The organism is Bradyrhizobium sp. Ai1a-2, assembly GCF_000426245.1.
GTDB lineage: Bacteria > Pseudomonadota > Alphaproteobacteria > Rhizobiales > Xanthobacteraceae > Bradyrhizobium.
Map to the genome: position 1 here is coordinate 64011 of NZ_KE384513.1, position 22895 is coordinate 86905.

Annotated in this window: 21 protein-coding genes and 1 riboswitch; of the genes, 10 read left to right on the forward strand and 11 right to left on the reverse strand. The window is 64.2% G+C overall.

The annotated features are described in order from the left end of the window. Positions 1-6: 6 nt before the first annotated feature. Both K288_RS0143875 and alaS read right to left on the reverse strand, forming a co-directional pair. Positions 7-1266: a cyclic nucleotide-gated ion channel gene (locus K288_RS0143875; RefSeq protein WP_027584941.1), complete on the reverse strand. Its 1260-nt coding sequence runs from the start codon at positions 1264-1266 to the stop codon at positions 7-9. 6 nt (positions 1267-1272) lie between these two features. Beyond that, entirely contained in the window at positions 1273-3945 is a 2673-nt protein-coding gene (gene alaS / locus K288_RS0143880; RefSeq protein WP_027584942.1) for an alanine--tRNA ligase, read from the reverse strand. A 203-nt stretch (positions 3946-4148) separates the two neighbouring features. Continuing rightward, positions 4149-4236, forward strand: a riboswitch (glycine riboswitch). Positions 4237-4370: 134 nt separating this feature from the next. Between alaS and gcvT the strand changes: the two genes are divergently transcribed. The 3 genes from gcvT to gcvP are packed head-to-tail and all read left to right on the forward strand — an operon-like array spanning position 4371 to position 8777. After that, positions 4371-5516 (forward strand): glycine cleavage system aminomethyltransferase GcvT, encoded by a 1146-nt coding sequence (gene gcvT / locus K288_RS0143885; RefSeq protein WP_027584943.1) that lies wholly within the window; start codon positions 4371-4373, stop codon positions 5514-5516. A 12-nt stretch (positions 5517-5528) separates the two neighbouring features. Next, positions 5529-5894 carry a glycine cleavage system protein GcvH gene (gene gcvH / locus K288_RS0143890; RefSeq protein ID WP_027584944.1) on the forward strand — a complete coding sequence of 122 codons (366 nt, stop codon included), beginning with the start codon at positions 5529-5531 and terminating at the stop codon, positions 5892-5894. Between the two features lie 9 nt (positions 5895-5903). Next, the gene (gene gcvP / locus K288_RS0143895) at positions 5904-8777 is read left to right on the forward strand and encodes an aminomethyl-transferring glycine dehydrogenase (RefSeq protein WP_027584945.1); all 2874 of its coding nucleotides are present in this window, start codon (positions 5904-5906) and stop codon (positions 8775-8777) included. 154 nt (positions 8778-8931) lie between these two features. Here gcvP and K288_RS49270 read toward each other — a convergent pair whose 3' ends face one another. Together K288_RS49270 and recA are read right to left on the reverse strand one after the other, a co-directional pair. Then, positions 8932-9684, reverse strand: coding sequence for a hypothetical protein (locus tag K288_RS49270; RefSeq protein ID WP_244443504.1), 753 nt, complete (start codon positions 9682-9684; stop codon positions 8932-8934). Between the two features lie 335 nt (positions 9685-10019). After that, positions 10020-11108 carry a recombinase RecA gene (recA, locus tag K288_RS0143905; protein ID WP_027584946.1) on the reverse strand — a complete coding sequence of 363 codons (1089 nt, stop codon included), beginning with the start codon at positions 11106-11108 and terminating at the stop codon, positions 10020-10022. Positions 11109-12068: 960 nt separating this feature from the next. Between recA and K288_RS54465 the strand changes: the two genes are divergently transcribed. From K288_RS54465 to K288_RS0143925, 3 genes are all read left to right on the forward strand, one after another. Then, on the forward strand, positions 12069-12236 hold the full coding sequence (locus K288_RS54465) for a hypothetical protein (protein WP_201449830.1): 168 nt from the start codon (positions 12069-12071) through the stop codon (positions 12234-12236). Between the two features lie 997 nt (positions 12237-13233). Beyond that, positions 13234-13443, forward strand: a complete 210-nt coding sequence (locus tag K288_RS0143920) for a hypothetical protein (protein WP_043162604.1) — start codon at positions 13234-13236, stop codon at positions 13441-13443. Between the two features lie 158 nt (positions 13444-13601). Next, positions 13602-13832, forward strand: a complete 231-nt coding sequence (locus tag K288_RS0143925) for a hypothetical protein (protein ID WP_027584948.1) — start codon at positions 13602-13604, stop codon at positions 13830-13832. A gap of 152 nt (positions 13833-13984) precedes the next feature. On the opposite strand, the gene K288_RS49280 is transcribed toward K288_RS0143925, so the two are convergent. The 3 genes from K288_RS49280 to K288_RS0143940 all read right to left on the reverse strand — a co-directional run bounded on the left by K288_RS49280 (position 13985) and on the right by K288_RS0143940 (position 15139). Then, a complete protein-coding gene (locus K288_RS49280) occupies positions 13985-14302 on the reverse strand; it encodes a PilZ domain-containing protein (RefSeq protein ID WP_043162579.1) in 318 nt (105 codons plus the stop codon). Between the two features lie 118 nt (positions 14303-14420). After that, positions 14421-14651: a hypothetical protein gene (locus K288_RS0143935; RefSeq protein WP_027584949.1), complete on the reverse strand. Its 231-nt coding sequence runs from the start codon at positions 14649-14651 to the stop codon at positions 14421-14423. A gap of 209 nt (positions 14652-14860) precedes the next feature. Further along, entirely contained in the window at positions 14861-15139 is a 279-nt protein-coding gene (locus K288_RS0143940; protein WP_027584950.1) for a hypothetical protein, read from the reverse strand. A gap of 196 nt (positions 15140-15335) precedes the next feature. Between K288_RS0143940 and K288_RS0143945 the strand changes: the two genes are divergently transcribed. Continuing rightward, positions 15336-15797 (forward strand): PaaI family thioesterase, encoded by a 462-nt coding sequence (locus K288_RS0143945; RefSeq protein ID WP_027584951.1) that lies wholly within the window; start codon positions 15336-15338, stop codon positions 15795-15797. Positions 15798-15919: 122 nt separating this feature from the next. On the opposite strand, the gene K288_RS0143950 is transcribed toward K288_RS0143945, so the two are convergent. From K288_RS0143950 to K288_RS0143965, 4 genes are all read right to left on the reverse strand, one after another. Further along, on the reverse strand, positions 15920-16213 hold the full coding sequence (locus tag K288_RS0143950) for an HdeA/HdeB family chaperone (protein WP_027584952.1): 294 nt from the start codon (positions 16211-16213) through the stop codon (positions 15920-15922). A 162-nt stretch (positions 16214-16375) separates the two neighbouring features. Further along, entirely contained in the window at positions 16376-18409 is a 2034-nt protein-coding gene (locus K288_RS0143955; protein ID WP_027584953.1) for a pyrroloquinoline quinone-dependent dehydrogenase, read from the reverse strand. Positions 18410-18475: 66 nt separating this feature from the next. Continuing rightward, on the reverse strand, positions 18476-19936 hold the full coding sequence (locus K288_RS0143960; RefSeq protein WP_027584954.1) for a caspase family protein: 1461 nt from the start codon (positions 19934-19936) through the stop codon (positions 18476-18478). Positions 19937-20101: 165 nt separating this feature from the next. Next, positions 20102-20335, reverse strand: coding sequence for a hypothetical protein (locus tag K288_RS0143965; protein WP_027584955.1), 234 nt, complete (start codon positions 20333-20335; stop codon positions 20102-20104). 133 nt (positions 20336-20468) lie between these two features. On the opposite strand from K288_RS0143965, the gene K288_RS0143970 reads away from it, so the two are divergent. The 3 genes from K288_RS0143970 to K288_RS0143980 all read left to right on the forward strand — a co-directional run bounded on the left by K288_RS0143970 (position 20469) and on the right by K288_RS0143980 (position 22806). Further along, a complete protein-coding gene (locus tag K288_RS0143970; RefSeq protein WP_244443505.1) occupies positions 20469-20894 on the forward strand; it encodes a hypothetical protein in 426 nt (141 codons plus the stop codon). A gap of 156 nt (positions 20895-21050) precedes the next feature. Next, entirely contained in the window at positions 21051-21383 is a 333-nt protein-coding gene (locus K288_RS0143975; RefSeq protein WP_027584957.1) for a hypothetical protein, read from the forward strand. Positions 21384-21582: 199 nt separating this feature from the next. Beyond that, entirely contained in the window at positions 21583-22806 is a 1224-nt protein-coding gene (locus K288_RS0143980; protein ID WP_027584958.1) for a GNAT family N-acetyltransferase, read from the forward strand. The last annotated feature ends 89 nt before the right edge of the window (positions 22807-22895 follow it).

Consider the following 22895-nt stretch of genomic DNA (forward strand, 5'->3'; position numbering starts at 1 on the left):
ATCAATTCATGAGTGCGCGGCCTGATCGTCGTTCCCGCCGCTGCTCCCAGCCGGCTCCGCCTGCGCGATTTCGGCTGCCGCGATATCCCCTTTGCTGATCTCGCCCGTGTCAGCGATCCGCGCTTCCGCCGTCTGCTTCACATGCGCCGCAAGCGCCGGCAGGCGTTCGATCAAAGCGTGAAAGTCCTGGGCGTCGAGCGCGAGCAGCCTTGTCTTGCGCGTCGCTGTCACGGTGCCGGAGCGGCTGGTGCGCTTGAGCAACGCGATCTCGCCGAAGAAGGTGCCGTCGGACAGCCTGACCCGCTGGCTCGGCAACTCGATCTCGACCTCGCCCGCGGTGATGAAATACATCGAGGAGGCCGCGTCGCCGCGGCGGACAAGCACCTCGCCCTGCTCGATGGTCTGCGCGCGCAACAGGCGCATGATGTCGGCGATCTCGGCGGCGCCGAGATGGGAGAACAGCGGCACCCGCGCCAGCATGCCCCAGGTGACAACGAAATCGCGCCGGCGCACCTCGTCCGCAAAGGCGGTCGAGATGATCGCGACCGGCAGCGCGATCATGGCAAATCCGAACACGATCGCAAACACCGTGACGATCTTGCCGAGCGGCGTCACCGGAATCACGTCGCCATAGCCGACGGTGCCGAGCGTCACCATCGCCCACCACATCGCCTGCGGGATGGTGCCGAACTTGTCCGGCTGGACCTTGTGCTCGATAGCGTAGAGCAGCGAAGCGAACAGCAGCACCGCGCCGGCGAGGATCACGAGGCAGCCGACCAGCGTGCGCCGCTCGGCATGCAGCGCCGCCAGCAGCGAGCGCATCGCCGGCGAATAGCGCACCAGCTTAAAGAACGGCAGCATGCCGAACAGCACGACCGCGGTCTTGTCGCCCAGCATCAGCGCGATGGCTGACGGCACGAACGCGATGAGATCGATGATGCCGAAGCTCGAGAACACATATTCGAGCCGCGCCCGTGCAGCGGTCGTGGCGTGGAGGGAGTGACCAGCCACGCTCCAGATCCGCACCGCATATTCCAGCGCGAACACGATGACCGCGGCGACCTCGATGGTCGTGAACAGTGTCCCGAACGAGGCGTCGAGCTCCGGCACCGAAGCCAGGATCGCCGCCAGCACGTCGATGGCGATGATGAGGACGAGCAGCCGGACCAGGCGCGCGCCCCGCGAGTAAGGCAGATGGTCGTGCTCGAGCAATTCGTAGAGCCGGTCCCGCAACTCAGGGGCACCGGTCTCGCGCTTGCCCAACATGTTTGCCTACACGCCGGTGAGCGCTTGCTCGATCGCCGATAGCGCCGCATTGGCCTTTGCGCCATCAGGCCCACCGGCCTGCGCCATGTCGGGCCGGCCGCCGCCGCCCTTGCCGCCGAGCGCCTCCGATCCCTTGCGCACCAGATCGACCGCGTTGAAGCGCGAGGTGAGGTCGGCGGTGACGCCGACCACGATGCCGGCCTTGCCGTCCTCGGTGACGCCGACGATCGCGACCACGCCGGAGCCGATCTGCTTCTTGCCGTCGTCGACCAGGCTCTTGAGGTCCTTGGTCTCGACGCCCTCGACGGCGCGCGCCAGCAGCTTGACATTGCCGACCTCGCGGACGCCTGCGCCGCCGCCGTTCGAGGCGGCGCCGCCGCCCATCGCAAGCTTCTTGCGCGCATCCGACAGGTCGCGCTCGAGCTTCTTGCGCTCTTCCATCAGCGAGGCGATGCGCGCCGGCACGTCCTCGACAGACGTCCTCAGCTCCTGCGCCGCGGTCTTCGCCAGCGCGATGGTGTCATTGGCGTGCTTGCGGGCATAGCTGCCCGTGAGCGCCTCGATGCGGCGGACGCCGGAGGCCACCGCGCTTTCGCTGGTCACCGAAATCAGGCCGATGTCTCCGGTGCGGCGCACGTGGGTGCCGCCGCACAATTCCACCGACCAGCCGAACGCGTTCTGGCCCTGCTCGCGCGGGCCCTTGCCCATCGAGACCACACGGACCTCGTCGCCATACTTCTCGCCGAACAGGGCGCGGGCGCCGGCTTCGCGGGCGTCGTCCACCGCCATGATGCGGGTGGTGACCTCGTCGTTCTCGAGCACCACGTCATTGGCGATGTCCTCGACCCGGGCGAGTTCCTCCGCCGTGATCGGCTTCGGATGCACGAAGTCGAAGCGCAACCGGTCCGGCGCGACCAGCGAGCCGCGCTGGGCGATGTGATCGCCGAGCACCTGCCGCAGCGCCTCGTGCAGGAGATGCGTCGCGGAGTGGTTGCGGCGGATCGCCGAACGCCTGCCGTGATCGACGTCGAGCTGCAGTGGGGTGCCGGCCTTCAGCGTGCCCTGCTCCACCTGGCCGATATGGACGAAGAGATCGCCGGCCTTCTTCTGGGTATCGGTGACGCGGAAGGTGACGCCTTCGCCGGTCAAAACGCCGGTGTCGCCGACCTGGCCGCCGGACTCCGCATAGAACGGCGTCTGGTTCAGGACCACCGCGCCGCTCTCGCCGGCCTTCAGGCCGTCGACCTCCTGGCCGTCCTTCACCAGCGCCGCGATCACGCCCTCTGCGCGCTCGGTCTCGTAGCCAAGGAATTCGGTCGCGCCGAGCTTCTCGCGCAGCGGGAACCAGACGCTCTCTGTCGCGGCCTCACCGCTTCCGGCCCAGGCCGCGCGCGCCTTCTCGCGCTGCCTATCCATCGCGTCAGTGAACGACGCCTGATCCACGCTGATGCCGCGCGACTTCAGCGCATCCTGGGTCAGATCGAGCGGGAAACCATAGGTGTCGTAGAGCGTGAAGGCGGTGTCGCCGTCGAACATGTCGCCCTTTTTCAGGCCGGCGCTCTTCTCATCCAGAATGGCAAGGCCACGCTCCAAGGTCTTGCGGAAGCGGGTCTCTTCCAGCCGCAGCGTTTCTTCAATCAGTTTCTCAGCGCGCACCAGTTCCGGATAGGCCTGGCCCATCTCTCGCACCAGCGCCCAGACCAGGCGATGCATCAGCGGCTCGCGCGCACCGAGGAGCTGCGCATGGCGCATCGCGCGGCGCATGATCCGGCGCAGCACGTAACCGCGGCCTTCATTGGAGGGCAGCACGCCGTCGGAGATCAGGAACGAGGACGCGCGCAGATGGTCGGCGATCACGCGCAGCGAGGCCTTGTGCTCGCCCCTGGGGTCGGCGCCGGTGAGATCGGCGATGGCGCGGATCAGCGCGACGAACAGGTCGATGTCGTAATTGTCGTGGACGCCCTGCAGCACGGCGGCGACGCGCTCCAGCCCCGCGCCGGTGTCGATCGAGGGCTTCGGCAGCGGATTGCGCACGCCGCCCTCAAGCTGCTCGAACTGCATGAACACGAGATTCCAGATCTCGATGAAGCGGTCGCCGTCCTGCTCCGCCGAGCCGGGAGGGCCGCCCCAGACCTTGTCGCCATGGTCATAGAAGATTTCCGAGCACGGGCCGCAGGGGCCGGTGTCCCCCATCTGCCAGAAATTGTCGGAACCCGCGATGCGGATGATGCGCGACTCCGGCAGGCCGGCGATCTTCTTCCAGAGATCATAGGCCTCGTCGTCGTCGATATAGACGGTCGCCGTCAGCTTGTCCTTGGGCAGGCCGAATTCCTTGGTGACCAGGTTCCAGGCCAGCTCGATCGCGCGATCCTTGAAGTAATCGCCGAAGGAGAAGTTGCCGAGCATCTCGAAGAAGGTGTGATGGCGCGCGGTGTAGCCGACATTGTCGAGGTCGTTGTGCTTGCCGCCGGCGCGCACGCATTTCTGCGAGGTGGTCGCACGCTGATAGGGGCGCTTCTCGATGCCGGTGAAGACGTTCTTGAATTGCACCATGCCGGCATTGGTGAACATCAAGGTCGGGTCGTTGCGCGGAACAAGCGGCGACGACGGCACGATCTCGTGGCCGTTCTTCGCGAAGAAATTCAGAAAGGTCGACCTGATGTCGTTGACGCTGCTCATAGCCATCCAACCGGAAAAAGGGCCCGGAATCCGCCACAAAAGGGTTAATCTTCCGGCCGAACGCTTTTAGACAAGGCGCACGGTCGTGTCCAGAAACTGTGCAAGCACATCATAGGCTTGCCGCGATCGCGTAAAGGGCCGTTGATAGTTGCCGCGGCCGCGTTGACAGCCTTGGCCGCGCCGTGTTTCCCTCCTATTTGTACATCGTCACGTCGGGAGAGACCGGCCCTGAGCCGGCGCCGAAGGAGCAACCGCCCCGGAAACTCTCAGGCAAAAGGACCGCGTGACCACTGACATCTGGAAAGAGGTGCGTGAGGCTTCAAGCCGGGCGCGCCCGCCGACGGGATAATACTCTCAGGCAAAGCGACAGATGGGGCTTTTGGGTTTCCAGGGGATGGTCCCCAGGGAACCGCGAGGGCCCTGCGATGCTTGCGCGAGACGAATCCGACCTCAAACGCACACCCCTTTACGCGCTGCACCTCGCCCGGGGCGGCAAGATGGTGCCGTTCGCGGGCTATGAGATGCCCGTGCAGTATCCCGCAGGCGTCCTGAAGGAGCACCTTCACACCCGCGCCGCCGCCGGCCTGTTCGACGTCTCCCATATGGGCCAGCTCGCGCTGCGGCCGAAATCCGGCAAGGTCTCCGACGCGGCCCTGGCGCTGGAGCGGCTGGTGCCGCAGGACATCCTCGCCATCGCGCCGGGACGGCAGCGCTATGCCCAATTCACCAATGCCGATGGCGGAATCCTCGACGACCTCATGGTCGCGAATTTCGGCGATCACCTGTTCCTGGTCGTCAACGCCGCCTGCAAGGCCGAGGACGAGGCGCACTTGCGCAAATCCTTGTCCGATGCCTGCGACATCGATTCGCTGTCGGGCCGCGCGCTGATCGCGCTGCAGGGGCCGAAGGCCGAGTCGGCGCTGGCGAAAATTTGTGCAGACGCGCCGTCGATGAAGTTCATGGACGCCGGCCCGCGCCGCGTCGCCGGGTTCGACTGCTTCGTGTCCCGCTCCGGCTATACCGGCGAGGACGGTTTCGAGATCTCCGTTCCGGCCGAGCACGCCGAAGCGCTGGTGACCCAACTCCTGGATAATCCCGATGTGCTGCCGATCGGGCTCGGCGCGCGCGACAGCCTCCGGCTCGAGGCCGGGCTCTGCCTCTACGGCCACGACATCGACACCACGACGACGCCGGTCGAAGCCGCGCTCGAATGGTCGGTGCAGAAGAGCCGCCGCAAGGGCGGTGCGCGGCCTGCCGGCTTTCCGGGCGCGGAAAAGATCCTCGACCAATTCGAGCATGGCGCGCCGCACCGCCGCGTCGGCCTGAAGGCGCAGGGACGCGCGCCGGTGCGCGAGGGCGCGCCGCTGTTTGCCGATAGCACCTCTGGCGAGGCGATCGGCAAGGTCACGTCCGGCGGCTTTGGCCCAAGCCTCAATGCGCCGGTGGCGATGGGTTACCTGCCCACCGCGCTCTCCGGCATCGGCACCACCGTTTTTGCGGAGGTGCGCGGCCAGCGCCTGCCGCTTGCGGTCGCCGCCACGCCTTTCGTTCCCAACACCTATAAACGCTAGAGGAAGTGTTTCATGACGACGCTCTACACGTCCGACCACGAATGGCTCAGCATCGAGGGCGATGTCGCCACGATCGGGATCACCGACTATGCGCAGCAGCAGCTCGGCGACGTCGTGTTCGTCGAGCTGCCGAAGGTCGGGCGCACGCTGAAGAAGGCGGAAGCCGCCGCCGTCGTGGAATCCGTGAAAGCGGCCTCCGACGTCTATGCGCCGATCTCGGGCGAAGTGCTCGAGGCCAATGAGGCCCTCGCCGCCGAGCCGGCGCTGGTCAATTCGGATGCCGGCGGCAAGGCCTGGTTCTTCAAGATGAAGATCGCCGACAAGAACGAGCTCGGCGGCCTGATGGACGAAGCCGCCTACAAAGCCCACACCGCCTGAGAGGTTTCCATGAACGCGCCGTTCAAACCGACCAGTGAAACCGCGGCCACCTTCGTGCGCCGCCATATCGGCCCCTCGCCGCGCGACGTCGATGCGATGCTGCAGACCGTCGGCGCTACGAGCCTCGCCGCGCTGATGGGCGAGACGCTGCCGTCATCGATCCGTCAGAAGACGCCGCTCGATCTCGGCCGCGCGCTGAGCGAGACCGAGGCGCTGGCCCACATGACCGAGCTCGCCGCGCAAAACCAGGTGTTCACCTCGCTGATCGGCCAAGGCTATTCCGGCACGATCCTGCCTGCGGTGATCCAGCGCAACATCCTGGAAAATCCGGCCTGGTACACCGCCTACACGCCCTATCAGCCCGAGATCAGCCAGGGCCGGCTGGAAGCGCTGTTCAACTTCCAGACCATGATCTGCGACCTCACCGGGCTCGACGTCGCCAACGCCTCGCTGCTCGATGAGGCAACCGCGGCCGCCGAAGCGATGGCGCTCGCCGAGCGACATTCGCAGGTGAAGGCGAAAGCGTTTTTCGTCGACAAGGAAGTCCATCCGCAGACGCTTGCGGTGCTGCGCACCCGCGCCGAGCCGCTGGGCTGGAGCCTGGTCGTCGGCGATCCCCTCACCGATCTCGACAAGGCCGACGTGCTCGGCGCCCTCCTGCAATATCCTGGTACGTCGGGCGCCGTGCGCGACCTGCGGCCCGCTATCACGTCGTTGCGCGCGAAGGGCGCGCTCGCGATCGTCGCCGCCGACCTGCTGGCACTCACCGTTCTGGCCTCGCCGGGCGAACTCGGCGCCGACATCGCCATCGGCTCGGCGCAGCGCTTTGGCGTCCCGATGGGCTATGGCGGCCCGCATGCCGCCTACATGGCGGTGCGCGACGCGCTGAAGCGCTCGCTGCCCGGCCGCATCGTCGGTCTGTCAGTGGATTCGCGCGGGATGCCCGCCTACCGGCTGGCGCTGCAGACCCGCGAGCAGCATATCCGCCGCGAGAAGGCGACCTCCAACATCTGCACCGCGCAGGTGCTGCTCGCCGTGATCGCCTCGATGTATGCGGTCTATCATGGCCCCGAAGGCCTCACTCAGATCGCGCGCAATGTGCATCGCCGCGCCGCCGTGCTGGCGGCGGGATTGCGCAAGCTCGGCTTTGCGCCCGCGAGTGAGGCGTTCTTCGACACGCTGACCGTCGAGGTCGGCGCGAAGCAAAGCGAGATCGTGGCCCGCGCGCTTGCGGAAAAGATCAATCTGCGCATCGGTGACGGCACGCTCGGCATCGCCGTCGATGAGACCACGACAGCAGAGACCGTCGAGGCGGTGTGGCGCGCATTCGGCGGCACGCTTGCCTATGCCGACGTCGAGACCGGCGCGCGCGAGGGGCTGCCGACAGAATTGAAGCGCACGACCGCGTTCCTGACCCATCCCGTGTTCCATGCGCATCGCTCCGAGACCGAGTTGCTCCGCTACATGCGCAAACTGAGCGATCGCGACCTCGCGCTCGATCGCGCGATGATCCCGCTCGGCTCCTGCACCATGAAGCTGAACGCGACCACGGAGATGGTGCCGCTGACCTGGCCCGCCTTCGGCAGCCTGCATCCGTTCGCGCCGGCCGATCAGGCCAAGGGCTATCACGCGCTGTTTGCGCGATTGGAGAAATGGCTGTGCGACATCACCGGCTATGACGCGGTGTCGCTGCAGCCGAATTCAGGGGCGCAGGGCGAGTATGCCGGCCTGCTGGCAATCCGCGGCTATCATGCCGCGCGCGGCGAGGACCATCGCAGGATCTGCCTGATCCCCTCCTCGGCCCACGGCACCAATCCTGCATCCGCCGCGATGGCCGGCATGGACGTCGTGGTGGTCGCCTGCGACGCGCGCGGCGACGTCGATGTCAATGATCTCCGCGCCAAGGCGGAGAAGCATTCGGCTGACCTCGCAGCTGTCATGATCACCTATCCCTCGACGCATGGCGTGTTCGAGGAGCACATCAGCGAGATCTGCGACATCGTGCATCAGCATGGCGGACAGGTCTATCTCGACGGCGCCAACCTCAACGCGCAGGTGGGGCTGTCGCGGCCCGGCGATTATGGCGCCGACGTCAGCCATCTCAATCTGCACAAGACGTTCTGCATTCCGCATGGCGGCGGCGGTCCCGGCATGGGCCCGATCGGCGTGCGGGCGCATCTGACCCCGTATCTGCCCGGCCATCCCGCAACCGACGGCGGCACGCCGCATCCGGTCGGGCCGGTGTCGGCCGCGCCATTCGGCTCGGCGTCGATCCTGACCATCTCCTACATCTACATCCTGATGATGGGCGGCGAAGGCCTGACGCGCGCCACCGAAATCGCAATCCTCAATGCCAACTACGTCGCGGCACGCCTGCAGGTGCGTTTCCCGGTGCTGTACCGGAATGCCAAGGGCCGCGTCGCGCATGAATGCATCGTCGATCCGCGCCCGCTGAAGACCTCGGCCGGCGTCACCGTCGACGACATTGCAAAACGCCTGATCGACTACGGCTTCCACGCGCCGACCATGAGCTTCCCTGTGCCGGGCACGCTGATGATCGAGCCGACGGAATCGGAATCGAAGGCCGAGCTGGATCGCTTTTGTGATGCCATGATCGCGATCCGCCAGGAGATCGCCGAGATCGAAAGCGGCCGCTTCAAGGTCGAGGCCTCGCCGCTCCGGAACGCGCCGCACACCGTGCATGACATCGCCGACGACGGATGGAATCGCGCCTACAGCCGCGCCGAGGGCTGCTTCCCCGACGGCGTCTCGCGCACGGACAAATACTGGAGCCCGGTCGGACGCGTCGACAACGCCTACGGCGACCGCAACCTGGTGTGCTCCTGCCCGCCGGTGAGCGACTACGCGCAGGCCGCGGAGTGAGGTGATGCCGTCATTCCGGGGCACGCGAAAGCGCGGCCCCGGGATCTCGACGTTGCGGATTGTAGGAAGGGTAGAGCGCAGCGAAACCCATCGCGCCTGCGTGCTTTGGTGGCAATGATGGGTTTCGCTGCGCTCTACCCATCCTACGGGCGTGTCACGGCGCGACCAGGGCCGGATTCCAGCGCCAGAGGTGATCGTTGGTCAAATGTGTGCCGCCCCACCAGCGGTCGATCGGATTGTGACGGCTGAAATCTTCCTTGTGGGCGACGACGGCATTGCCGAAATCGGTCAGCGACAGCCGGCTTCGCAGGAGCGCCGTATGCCGGTCCCGCAAATTATCCCGCCCGATCGTCCGTAGCTCTTCGTCTAGTCCCGCGACCGCCGGAGTCGGGCCGAGCCCAAGCCCGTCAAGCAGGTAGCCACGTTCCCATTCGTTGAAGGTGCGCGTCTGGCGAAGCTCCCGGAGGTGGAAAAGGGGATTGACGTTCGCATAGCCCCTTGAGATCAGCTCCAGCATTCGCATTTCCGTCGCCCCCAGCCCGGTGGATGCTAAGGGAAGCTCTTCGAGCAGATCGAGCAGGACAGGTTTCAGCGGCAGTAAAGCGCTCAAGTCCTTCCGGAGCAGATCGAAGCAGGCTTCCGGCGTCGGCGCCCGATAGGCTTGCCATGCGGCACTTGCCGTCGTGAGCTCCTTCTCGGTGACATCAACAGCCGGCGGCCGCCACTTCTGAAAACCGCCCGGATGAAGCCCGATCATCTCAAGGTCAACAAGGCGCAGCTTCAATCTGGCGACGGTTTCCGGATAAGAGCTGAAGTAGTCGAGCAGCCACACCAGTTGCAGTTGGGCGTCGGGGCGCACGTCGTACCAAAGCTCCACGCTTTCGTATTGCCGGCAGAACTCAGCCAAGCTGAGATCCCTGTGGCGCTTGTTTTCGCTGCGCGACCACCGAGTCGCAAAATCCGACCAGTGAGTGCCTTGCCGTTGGCCGAGCGTGCGAGGACCGAGATAGACTGCCAGCTCTTCTGAAGACGGCAATGGTCCCACGTGAAGCGATGGAAGAAATCAATAGCGAGATCGGCGAAATCGGACTCCGTAAATTCCCGCATCAACCAGCCCGTCAAGACCAGGGGCTTCATAATTCTCTCCGGCAATCACGCAAAAAACAAAACGGGCGCCAAAGACGTCGGCAACTCAACGTCCTCAGCGCCCGCTTTCCGCGAAGAAATCGGATATCTTGAAACTTACTCTTCCGCCGGCTCCTCGCCGTCGGCATCACGCTCGGGGGTGCCGGCGAGGATCTGCTCGGCGATCAGGCCGGAGTTCTGCCGGATCGCGAGCTCGATCTTGCCGGTGATGTCGGGGTTCTGTCGGAGAAACGCCTTGGAGTTCTCGCGGCCCTGGCCGAGCCGCTGGCTGTCATAGGAGAACCAGGCGCCGGACTTCTCGACGATACCGGCCTTGACGCCGAGATCGAGAATTTCGCCCATCTTGGAGACGCCCTCGCCATACATGATGTCGAACTCGACCTGCTTGAAGGGCGGCGCCAGCTTGTTCTTCACCACCTTCACGCGCGTGGTGTTGCCGACCACCTCGTCGCGCTCCTTGATCGCGCCGATGCGGCGGATATCGAGGCGAACGGACGCGTAAAACTTCAGCGCATTGCCGCCGGTGGTCGTCTCCGGCGAGCCGTACATCACGCCGATCTTCATCCGGATCTGGTTGATGAAGATCACCATGGTGTTGGACTTGTTGATGGAGGCGGTGAGCTTGCGCAGCGCCTGGCTCATCAGCCGCGCCTGCAGGCCGGGCAGCGCATCGCCCATCTCGCCCTCGAGCTCGGCCTTCGGCACCAGCGCCGCCACCGAATCGACCACCAGCACGTCGATCGCGCCCGAGCGCACCAGCGTGTCGCAGATCTCGAGCGCCTGCTCGCCGGTGTCGGGCTGCGAGATCAGGAGCTCGTCGATGTTGACGCCGAGCTTGCGCGCATAGACCGGGTCAAGCGCGTGTTCCGCATCAATGAAGGCACAGATACCGCCCTTCTTCTGGGCTTCCGCCACCGTATGCAGCGCCAGCGTGGTCTTGCCCGAGGATTCCGGCCCGTAGATCTCGACGATACGTCCCTTCGGCAGCCCGCCGACGCCGAGCGCGATGTCGAGCCCGAGCGACCCCGACGATACCGTCTCGATATCCATCGAGCGGTCGTTCTTGCCGAGCTTCATCACCGAGCCCTTGCCGAACTGGCGCTCGATCTGGGAGAGCGCGGCAGACAGAGCCTTGGACTTATCCATGGAGGATCCTTCGACAATACGCAGGGCAGTGACGGACATGGGATGTGCTCCTTATGACGGGGATTCGCTAGCGGGAAATACGGGGCGGATCAGGATTCGATGGGTTTATTGCGCTGGAAATTCTGTACCACCTTTGTTCCATGTTCGCAATATGTTCTTTTCATTAAGCCAATGGTGTCCTTTAACCTCCGGGTGGCTTGGGGTGTCCTTGGGGGCGTCCTTGGACTGAATTTCGAGTGTCCTATCAGCCGGTCATCACCCCGTAGTTCTCCGGCCGTGAACAAAGTTCCTAACATAGGTTAAGGTTGGCTTCGGCCCTGGGAATACGGCCGCCTTCAATACGTCGGCCGTCATAGCCGGAAGCCTGAGCTTGAGGTCCGCCAGGTCTGGCTTTGCTATCGATCAGGGAATGAAAGCGGCGCCAGCGCTGGGGACGAGGCTCGGACCGTTCCCTCTCAAGGGCGACTGCAAGAGGGACGCTGTCACGGCGCGCTTGCAATTCCTGGACTCAAGCGATCACCGTTCCCGTCGGTGTCCTGGTTCCACCTCGGGTCCGCTAAGTTCACTTTTGAACCAAACCCGCATCCGCGAGTTACCCGTCCATCACCGACAGCGGATCGAACCCGTAGGCGTCGGTGGCTGAGAGACCGATAGCGCTCCCGCCTGCATCAATTAGGGGAGCGCGAGATGATTGGCTTGCGCACGTATCTTTGTCGCCCGTCCCGGGCCCAGGATGACGTCATCGCGAGAAGGTCGCGCGAGATCGTCGCTCAGTCTTTCGAACTGCTCGAACAGAGCACAAAGTCTGACACGTTCCTGGGACGTCAAACCTTTGAGCCGTTCCCGAAAGAGGACGACAATCCGTAATTCTCCGACCGAGAACGAAGTTCCTCTCCACCTCAACGCAAGTTAGCGGCCGTGTGAGTTTCCCTTTTTGTGAAGGGAGCATCGCTTCCGTTCCGGAATTGTCTTTCCAGACAAATCAGAGCGGGAAATGCCATGAGGAACACGCTGCAAGATCCGGGCTACTGGCGAGAGCGAGCGGAAGAAACCCGCAACAAAGCAGAGTCGTTTGCATATCGTAGCTCGCGCGAGAGGCTGCTTAAGATCGCTGAAGAATACGACCGGCTGGCCATCTACGCGGAGCAATGGCAGTTGCAACAGTAAGGGCCGCGCCATTTCGCCGAGGCGCCGCACTTGTCGGGAAAAATAGGCAATTGTCAGCGCCGGTAATTTTGGCTGCGATCGATCGAAGCGCTCTCGCGAAACTCCTGTGATGCGTTTTGCAAACTCGGCGAAATGCGCACTTCAGACCGATGCTCGCGCCGCAATCGCTTGTCCGCTCTCATCCGATTACCACCCGCGCGAATCGTGATGCAACGGCCCCACGCAGAATCTGCAGTGCTTTTCGATCAACCGCGATTGCTTCGCCGCGATGACAAATGGTCGATGAATGAAAATTCAGAAGGCGAGGATCAGGTGCCGGCGTACCGATCGTGCCTCGGGTGGGCGCCGTAGTTCTCCGGATGAGAACAAAGTTCCATCAAAACGTTCGCGATTTGGTGCATCCGCCCGACAATGCAGAGGTTTTCGAACCACCGCCTGACGGTATTCTTTCCACACCTTGCGAATCGCAAAACACGCAGGAGATGGCGCTGTCCGGCCAGCACTCCTCGGATGACAAGGTTCCTCGTTGCCGGCATGCAGCGCGCCCGTCTCCAAAGACCCAGCAGCTGCAATATGTGCCAACGCACTATCAGTTTCCGGCAAGGGTGGTCACGTATCGTACCGCTACCTCGTCCGAGAGGCTTCGAACGAAACGGCAGGCTGCAACGTTCCATTGTTCGTCATCGCCACTGCAATTCCAAGGTGATGGGATCGCGCTTCACGCATCGCATGAAGCGGTTTGATCGAACACGTCGGTAGGGGCGCGTCGAAATGCGGAACTGCTTATGCCTTGGGAAAAATATGCAGTCCGCCGGAACGGTCGGATTCGACCGATGTTAATTTGCGTTAAGCTCGGGGACGGCGATTTGATAGGTTTGCGAATACCAAAATCGGCGATCGGATCGCGCAAGGCGCCAACTGCACGTCGGCGGATTCCAACGTGGCCTGACCTTTGGTTCAGCCTGCAAATGCCGCCGGGTACGCGCGGAGCCTGCAGATGATCCATAAGGGCATCGAATATACCGTCACTCCGATCGCCCCCGGTGTGTGGAAGTGGCAGTTTCAGATCGGCGATACAATCAAGACCGGCAAGACCGAGGCGAAGCTTCAGTTGCTGGCGATCCGGCGGGTACAGTTGCGCATCGACCGCGAGCTGAAGAAGGCGAGCCGCGAAGCAAGCGGCGCCAAAGACTCATCATTGCGTTAGAGCGTGATCTTTTCGGAAAACCGGTCCCCACTCTTCCGGATCATGCTCTAACAGCATCACCGTAAATAACCGGAATTGATCTTTGCGGCGCCAGGGATTCCACTTCCTGCTCCCAGTGGCTTGCCCGTCGGCGGCCTTTGATGCGCCGGTGCCATCTCATGCCGCTCTATTTTTTTCGCATCCGAACCGCTGACGGCACCAGCATCTGCAATGACGGTGCCGAGTTTCCCGATCGCGACGCTGCCTGGAAGGAGATGACTCGTGTCTGCGCCGACATGATCAGCGGCGTGTCGCGTCAACTTCAGGAAAACGCGGAGTGGCAGATCGAATTGCTGGACGAGACCAAGAGCCCGATCTTCCGGATCCGGCTGGTCGCGAAAACGCTCTAGAGCATTTTCGGTTCTGATTGAATCAGAACCGAAGCTCTAGATTCTTGTTTTGACGCGTTTTCTGCGCAGATAAGTCTACGCAATCTGCGTAAACTTGATTGCTATGCGAACCGGTGTCCACTTCGCTCGAAAACGCTCTAGATCAACACCGTTTACGGCTTTGGGTCCGGCTCGTTTGGCGCTTGGCCCTGCCGAAGTTCCTTTGCGGTGACGAAGCGAGCCCCGACCAGTTCGCCGCGGCGCCAGATCAGCGCGCACACCCGCATCACCTCACCGCCTGCGGTGAAGGAGAGCCCGAACATTTTTGGTACCGCCATCGCACCGACCTCCAGGCAAACGCCGGTGTCGGACACATCATGCACGCGGCATTCGATCCACGGCGCATCGGGCGCCGGGATCAGGAATCCCGATTTTTGTACTTCAACCCGGACATGCTTGCGCTCACCGAGATCGTTGCGGTGTCTGGTCATTGCGTAATCCCCTCGCCGCTCGGAGAATTACGGCGGAAAGCTTGATCCCGCTTATGGAAAACCGCTCGCAATTTAGCGGAAACGCGGCAGGATCAGCCTACCGCCCAAGTCAAGGCATTCAATCGGCGCTGGCCAGACGCCGCATCGTGAATTCGATTTTGTCGCCGGGCAATTCGCGCCAGCTTTCCACCGCGCTCATATAGGCGGCCTTGGGATACCGGTTGAGGAAGTCGCGCGCCTTCAGCCGCGCCTCGTCGCGCGGCAGGGTAAAGGTCTCGCGCAAGAAGCCGTCGCCCCGCTTTCGCCGGGCGGCCATTCGGCTCGCAAGATCACGCGGACGCAAGGCCATGTCGCAAATCCAAACCAGGTGACGACAGGCCAAATATAGGGACAGCGGAGACGGAATCCGAGTCTCCGCGTCTAGTTCACGATCCGACTAGACGGAATCGGATCACGATCTCATCTTTCTCGTTTGAGCATGATCTCCGCGCAAACGCTTCGCGTTTGTCGCGAGGGAAAACCGGTTTCCACTTTTCCGGATCATGCTCCCGGCCGGCGCTACTGTTGCGCGCTGCCGGTCTTGGTCTTCGGCTTGGCCTGGGTGGCCGCCTTGGGGGTTTCGCTCCGCACGGTCCCCCACGGATCGGATGACGTCTTGGCGTCCGGGATCTTCCGCAGCGATTCCCTGTAGGCCTTATCCCTGACCGCGTCCTGCTCGATCTGGTCCGGCGTCTTCGCCGGCGCGTCGTCGAGCAGATTGATATGGGGGGTCTGCATTTGCGCGTAGGCCGGCGTTGCCAGCATGGCCACGACAGCCATGGCGCCCAGAATTCTCATGAGATGCTCCCTTGCTACTCCCCTGGAGTTTGCCTTCGCGTATAGCATCGCCCGAGCCGCGCCGCAAAGCAGGCCTCCAATGCGATTTCGCGCCAAAAGTCTGGCAATTTCAAGCCGGCCGCCCTGCTTTTCCCTTCCCCGAAATGCCCTCTAGAATGCATCGGCAATCATCGCCCAGGGAGAGGAAAACGCGCCCATGCAGCAAGAACAGGTCACCGAATTCGGCATCGCTGATGCGCGGCGGGTGCTTGGCGAGGTATTTGCCCCCTGGGTGCTCGATCTCAATCTCTCGATCGAGGGCTTTGATGCTGCGCCGCCGCGGGAGGCCGGCGCCGATTGGCAGCCCGGTGCGATCTTGCGCATGCCGTTCTCTGAACGGCTGTGCCGCAACGGCGGCGTCGTCTGCGGCCAGGCGCTGATGGCGTTCGCGGATACATCCATGGTCATCGCCAACCTCGCCGCCAACCGCAGCTATCGGCCGATGACGACCGTGGACCAGACCACGCACTTCATGCGCGCGGTGAGCGCCGCCGACGTGCTGGCGGACGCGCGCGTCGTCCGCCTCGGCCGCACCATGAGTTTCGGCCGCGTCACGCTCCTCTCCGCCACCGACAACAAGCCGGTGGCGATGGTGTCGAGTGCCTTTGCGATGCTGTGACTGCGTTTGGGGCGAGACGGGCAATCGCAATGACGGGGTGCCCATTTCAACGCTTGCGTAGGCGGCTCAATGGATTCCGGGCTCGCGCTTCGCGCGCCCCGGAATGACGCTGGATTGCGGCGCTACTTGCCGAGCACCGATTCGGCGGCATTGACGATGCTGACGTTCGGATTCTTCCCGCAATAGCTGCCGAACTTCTTGGCGTTGTCGACGAACACGTCGGTATCGATGATCGCTTCGTCGGAGTCGCCCTTGTACCAACCGTCCATCCAGGTCAGCACCAGCTTGATGGTGTCGTCGCCGCTCTCGAGGAATTGCTTGCAGCTCATGGTCGACAGGTCGAAGACGGTGGCGCCGGCGGGCGCCGACGACAGCGCGACAGCAGCGGCAAACAGGATCGAAACTTTTGTCTTCATCAGAATCTCCTTCGGCGCGCGGCGCCAAAAATATCGATAGTTTCCGGAAGACTGCTTGAGCTTGCTTCCGCGGCCGCTGTCGTAAGCGGAATCAGAATGCTCGCGCAAGCGCGGTGCGCATTGAATCCAAGCGCATGTCGACCTCTTGCGCGGAGTGAGACGTCAGATTGTGGATTGCGTTGAACGATCGCGACGCGCGCGGCGCCAGCGCCATGCTGCAGCCGCCATGATCGCAAGAACGAGCCCCGCAGAAATCGCACCACCAAGAAATCGTCCGCCCGGGCGATCGATCGTGCGTGACCAGAGCGAGGGCGCTTCGCCCTGCCGCGGCAGGCGGAAAGCCACCACACTGTCGCCGATCGTCGTGCCTGCTTCCGAATGGCCGCCGGCACCGATCACGACATATTGCTCGCCCTTCCAGAGATAGGTCATGGGATTGGCAACGCCGGGCACGGGCAGCCGACCTTGCCACAACTCCTGGCCGGTCCTGGCATCGAGCGCGCGCAGATAAGCATCGGTCGCGCCGGTGAAGACGAGCCCGCCAGCGGTGACCACCACGCCACTCAGCAGCGGCGTTCCCCAGTGGAAGGCGATACCGAGCGGCGCGCGATCCTCCGTCGTGCCGACCGTCGAACGCCAGAGAATCTTGCCAGCCCTCAGATCGACAGCGACCATCTCCCCCCAGGGCGGCTTGTTGCACAGCAATCCGAGCGGCGAAGTCACTGTCGCGCGCGACATCGCGAAAGGCGCACCCTCCTGTCGGCCGAAATCATGACCGGGCGGCGGATTGAAGCTGGCCGCCTGCTCGCGCGGGATCAGCTTCACCAGATGCACGGCGCGGCTGACATTGGCGTAGAGGATCTGATGGAGCGGATCGAACGCAACGCCGCCCCAGTTCACGCCGCCGCCGGTGAATGGGAACAGCAGCGTGCCTTGCGTCGATGGCGGCGTGTACAGGCCCTCGCTGCGCGCGCTTGCGAATTGCGCCTTGCAGGCGGAGCGGCCGAGAAACGGGAACGGATCGAACGCGTCGTCGACCGATATTTTCTGCGGCACGAGCGTTGGCACATGGGTCGGGAACGGCTGCGTAGGCGAAGGCCTCTCGCCCTCCGCCGCGCCTTGCGGCACCAGGCGCTCTTCGACCGGCCATATCGGCTTGCCGGTGTTGCGGTCGAGCACGAAGACGAAGCCCTGCTTGGTCGGCTGGATCACGACGTCGCGCATGGCCTCGCTGACATCGATCCGCGCCAGCGTCGGCTGCGCCGGCAGGTCGTAGTCCCAGAGATCGTGATGCACGGTCTGGAACGACCACACCAGTTCGCCCGTCTCGATACGCAGCGCGACGACCGAGTTGGCGTGCTCGTTATTGCCGGGACGCTTGCCGCCCCAGAAATCCGGGCTCGGCGACGTCGTCGGCAGGAACACCAGGCCGCGCGTCTCATCCGCCGACATGGGCGCCCAGACATTGGCGTGGCCCGCTTCGATGCCGTCATGCTGCAGCGGATCGAAATTCCAGCGCGGCGCTCCGCCGCGCGCGTCGAAGGCGCGCACCAGACCGCGCGGGGCGTCGACGCGACGGTTGTCGCCGATCGCTGATCCCACCACGACCACGCCACGGCCGACCACCGGCGGCGAGGTCACCTGAAACTCGCCCGGCCATTCCAGTGTCATGCCGATCTCGAGCCTGACCTCGCCGCGGTTGCCGAAGCCGGCGCACGGAACCCCGCTCTTGGCATCGAGCGCGATCAGACGCGCGTCGTTGGTGCCCATGAAGATCCGCGATCGGCAGACGGCCCCCGCAGGCGCATTGTCGTCGACCCAATAGGTCACGCCGCGGCAGACATAACGGTTGGCGGGACGCTGGTTGGTGCTGATACCAGGATCGTAGCGCCACTTTTGCGCACCGGTCCCGGGATCGAGCGCGATCACCTCGTTGAACGGCGAGCAGAACACCAGGCTGTCCTCGACGAGCAGCGGCGTCGCCTGGAATTTCGTCCGCCGCATCAGTTCCGGCGCGCGGCGGTCGAGATCGCCGGTCCGGAATTCCCAGGCGCGGATCAGATCGGCGACATTGTCTGGCGTGATCTGGTTGAGCGGCGAGAAGCGCGATCCACCGCGATCGCCGCCCCAATGCTCCCATGCAAGGGCCGGCGTCGCGACACACAACACGGCAAGCAGGCGGAGCAGATGACGCATGGTGTCCCGCTGAAGATGTGGTCATCGACTGCCGCATCTTCCCCGGATGGATACGCCATTACCGACCTAGTATCCACTCCTGCGACCGCTCCAGCCATCGCCACCGCGTCCGCCATAACCGCCGTAGCCACCGGGTCGGCCGTAGCCACCGCCGACGCCGATCCCGATTCCGATCGAGACCGGCGGGCCGGCGGGTTCGTAGACGACGCGCGGCGGCGGACGGCGCACGACCACGACGTCCTCCTCCTCGACGACGCGGCGCGGCGGCGTGCTGGCGCGCTTGGGCGGCGCCGGTTCGGCACGCTTCCTGACTGGCGTATCGACCCTCTTGATCGGCGCCGGTCGCGACGGCGCGTTGCACGGACAGGTCAGCGCGGCGCTGGTCGCGGGCACGCTGACCGGCGCTGCGAGTGCCAGCGCCGCGTTCAGGCGGTTGCGCAGCCGCTCCTCCAGCTTGCGTGCGGTCGCCGTGAGATCGCTGTCGGGATATTGCGCGAGGAAGGCGCGATAGCCGGCCGCGGTGTTGATGGTGACAGCATTGTTCCACGCCACCATGCGGCGATGGCGATCGAGCCAGTCGCGCGCCTGCAGGCCGCGCGGCGTCGAGGCGTAGAGCACAGCAAAGGCTCCATAGGCCTCGTCGGTGCCGTCGGCGACGATGATCTCATTGGCGGTCTCGACCGGCTTGCCTTGCAAATCCCGCTTCCATTGCTCGACCGTGCGCTTGGTCGATGCGAGTTTTGGCGCAGCAGCGTTCGTGCCGGCGGGACCTGCGACGAAGCGGAAATCCTCGGTCAGCGACGAGCTGTCCCACGGCGTCTGCCGGCCATCCGTCGCCTTGTTCACGGCGACGCGGACGCGCTTGAGGGTCTCCTCGATCGGCGCCGACTCCTTCGCCGCCACGAGCAGCGCCGTCGTGTAGGGACTATTGCTGCCGTCACCGTCTTCGGCCTCTGCGCCGGGCGAGGTCGAGAACGACAGGAAGGTGCCGGGCGCGCCGGTCTTGGCATCGACAATCGCAAGCCCGTGGCCGGCGCTCTTGAGCTCGGGGAACGGGTTGTTGCGGCACGCGTCGAGCAGAAGGATGCGCATCTTGCTCGGCACCGAATTCAGCGTGTTCAGGACGTCATTGAGGCGCACCGCCTGGATCGGAATGTCGGCCTCGCGCTTCGGATCGACGTCGGTCGGAACGAGGAAATTCTCGCCATCGACCTGCAGGCCGTGCCCGGCATAGAACACCAGCGCCACCGTGTCGGCACCCTTTGCCGCGACCTCGCCGGCGAATTCGCTGACCTTGGCGCGCAATCCATTCTGCGAGAGATCGGAAGCCGATACCACCTGGAAGCCCGAATCGGTGAGAAGCTGTGTCATCGCCTTGGCGTCATTGGCCGGGTTGGGCAGCACCGGCACCGACTTGTAGGCGGATTGTCCGATCACCAGCGCCAGCCGATTCTCGGCCAAAGCGGGCGAGGTGCCGAGCAGCACGGCAGCGGAAACAAGCAGTCTGGCGAGCGAGCGGCGCGACATCGAACGACCTCCGGCAATGCGATGGCTTGCCGAATTGGTCGCGAGGTTTGACGGCGAGGTTCAACCTTGCCGGCCGATCGCAAGATGGCTTCTCGGATCGAGGGCGATGTGTCGCAGGCCCCCGATCAACATCGCATCGCCGTTCGACGATGGATTGCCGTCAGCTCACTTCGACTTTTTCACAGGCTCGGCCGGCCGCGCCACGCCCCAGGGATCGTATTTCTCCTTGGGCTCGGGGATGCGTTCGAGCGCGGCCTTGTAAGCCTTCTCGTCGACCTTCGGCTTGTTGTCCTGCTTGCTTCCGGCCGCGTCGCCGTGATGCCGCTTGCCGCCCATCTGGGCATAGGCCGGCATCGCCATCAGCGCCAATACCGCCGCGGCAACCATGAACTTGCGCATGACTCTCTCCCTGCCAATCCGCGCGGTATCTTCTTACTGGAAAAACGGCAGCATAGCGTGCCGCCGGACCCATTCAGCAATAGTTGATCGATAACGCACCCCGCGAGGCAACCAATATTGCTTTGGACAAGGTATGTACATCGAAATGGGATGGGGCGGCGTTCGCACTACATTGATGATAGGTCTCGCGGCTACGCTGGCCGGTTGCGGCTTCGTGGACAGCCGCTCGCCGCTGCCGATGCCTGCGTTCTTGCGCGCGAAGGAAGCCGAGCCGCCGCCGGTTGAAGCACCGCCCGACATCAGGAAACTCGTCAGCGCAAAACTGGACTCGGTGTTCGTATCGACCTCGCGTCCCTCCAATGTCCGCGTCTCGCAGCCGCTGCACGATCCGCGCGGACTGGGATGGACCGCCTGTGTGCGCGCTGAACTGACATCGGTGATGGGCCAGCCGCTGGGCACCCAGACCTATCGCGTCTTCATCAATGAAGGCGCGATTGCCGATCGCCGCCGTGTCGACGGCGACGATACTTGCGCGACGGAGAACTACGAGCCGATCTGATTTCTGTTCCTCAATCGCTGAATTGTTCCATCCTGATGCGCGCGAACGAATCTCCCGCGCGCCCAGCGGAACCCGTCTGCTGCCAGTTCCTTCGGAACGAAACCCTGCGCGCAGCTTTGTCAGCCGCGAGGGCAGTATCTATGCGGAGGCGGAACCATGAAGACTTTTGCAATCGCTTTGCTGGCCGGCGTCGGCGCGTTGTCCGTCGGCAGCGCGGCCAAGGCCACCGATATCTACAGCACCACGGAGTACAGCAATCCGGATCTGGTGCAGCAGGTGCGTATGGTCTGCGACGACGACGGGCGCTGCTATCGCACCCAGGGCGGACGGCGTGTGATCATTCGCGACTCCTACAACTATGCGCCGCGCGAGCGTTATATCGAACGCCGCGAATATCGCGGCCGCGACTACTACGATGACGGCCCGCGTGCGGGCGTCGGCATTCGTACCCCCGGCGGGACTGTGGGCGTCGGCGTCGATCGCTGGTAAGCACTGACGAGGCAAAGAGAGCCGCCGAACGCGCTTCGGCGGCTCTTTCTTGCTGAACAAGCCGTTAACATTACCGTTCGAATTGCGGCGCCGAACCAACCGTATTTTGCATTTCTTCCGCTAGTCTTCCGGCCGAGCGCGATCATGAGAGGGGACATCGACAGTCCCTCCATAGCTCACACACGGGGAAGCGGGGAAAGTGGCCGAGATCGCCGACAAAGCGGTTGTCCATCGCGCATCGACCGACGATGCCGCGCCGGCTCATGCGCCGTCGAACGGCAATCCCGTGCTCGCGCCGCTCGCCGATATCCCCATGGACCAATGGCGCTCGCTCGCCGCGCGCGTCGTCGAGCCGAACGCCTATTACCTGCCGGAATGGGTGTTGGCGGTGAGCGCCTCCGCGCGCGGCCGCACCGGCGCGCTGGCGCTCAGCGCCTTCAGCGATGCTCCGCTCGCCTACGACGGACCGGCGCGGATGATCGGGCTGTTGCCGGTCGTCTCGCTGTGGCGCGCCTACAAGATCCCCCTGCCCGCGCTGGTGAGCGCACAGCCCTATGGCACGCTGTGCACGCCGCCGCTCGATGGCGACCTCACCGAGGCGGCAGTGGAGCGGCTGATGCAGGAAGCGCGCAAAGCCGGCGCGCATGCGCTGATCCTGCGCGACATGTCACTGGACGGCAAAACGATGCGGGCCTTCACCGAAGTGCTGCGGCTGAACGGCATGCGTCCGCGGTTGATGCAGTCCTATCTTCGCGCCTGTCTCGACGCGACGCGCGATGCTGATGAACTGTTGGCTGACGCGCTTGGAGCCAAGAAGCTGAAGGAACTGCGCCGGCTGCGTCATCGCCTCGCCGAGCATGGCGCTGTCAGCTTCGAAGTGTCGCGCACGCCAAATGAAGTCGCAGCCGCGCTCGAAACCTTCCTCGTCCTCGAGGCCAGCGGCTGGAAGGGCAAGCGCGGCACCGCGCTCGTCCAGCACGATGGCGACGCCACTTTCATCCGTCGCGCCACCGCGGCGCTTGCCGAAACCGGACAATGCGAGATCATAACGCTCCGCGCCGGCGACAGGCCGGTCGCAGCCGCGCTCGTGCTGCGGCACCAGGACCGCGCGTTCTATTTCAAGCTCGGCGTCGACGAGAGCTTTGCCAAATATTCGCCGGGCGTGCAGTTGACGCTCGATCTGACGCGTCACCTCTGCAGCGATCCGGCGATCCGCTCGGCGGATTCAACCGCGGCGCCCGACCATCCCATGATCAACCCGATCTGGCGCGGCCGCTTTGCCATCGGCGACGTGCTGATCCCGCTGCGACGATACGATCCGCTCGTGCCAATGATCCACACCGGCCTGGCCCTGCACCGCTCCGCGGAGGAGGCCGCGCGCGGCGTTGTTCGGTTCGTCAGAAATCGCGGCAAGTCGCGCTAGCAATCGTAGCCCGGGTGAAGCGCCAGCGTAACCCGGGGGCCGCTCGCCATCGTGAAGCAGCGGTCCCGGGTTGCGCTACGCTCCACCCG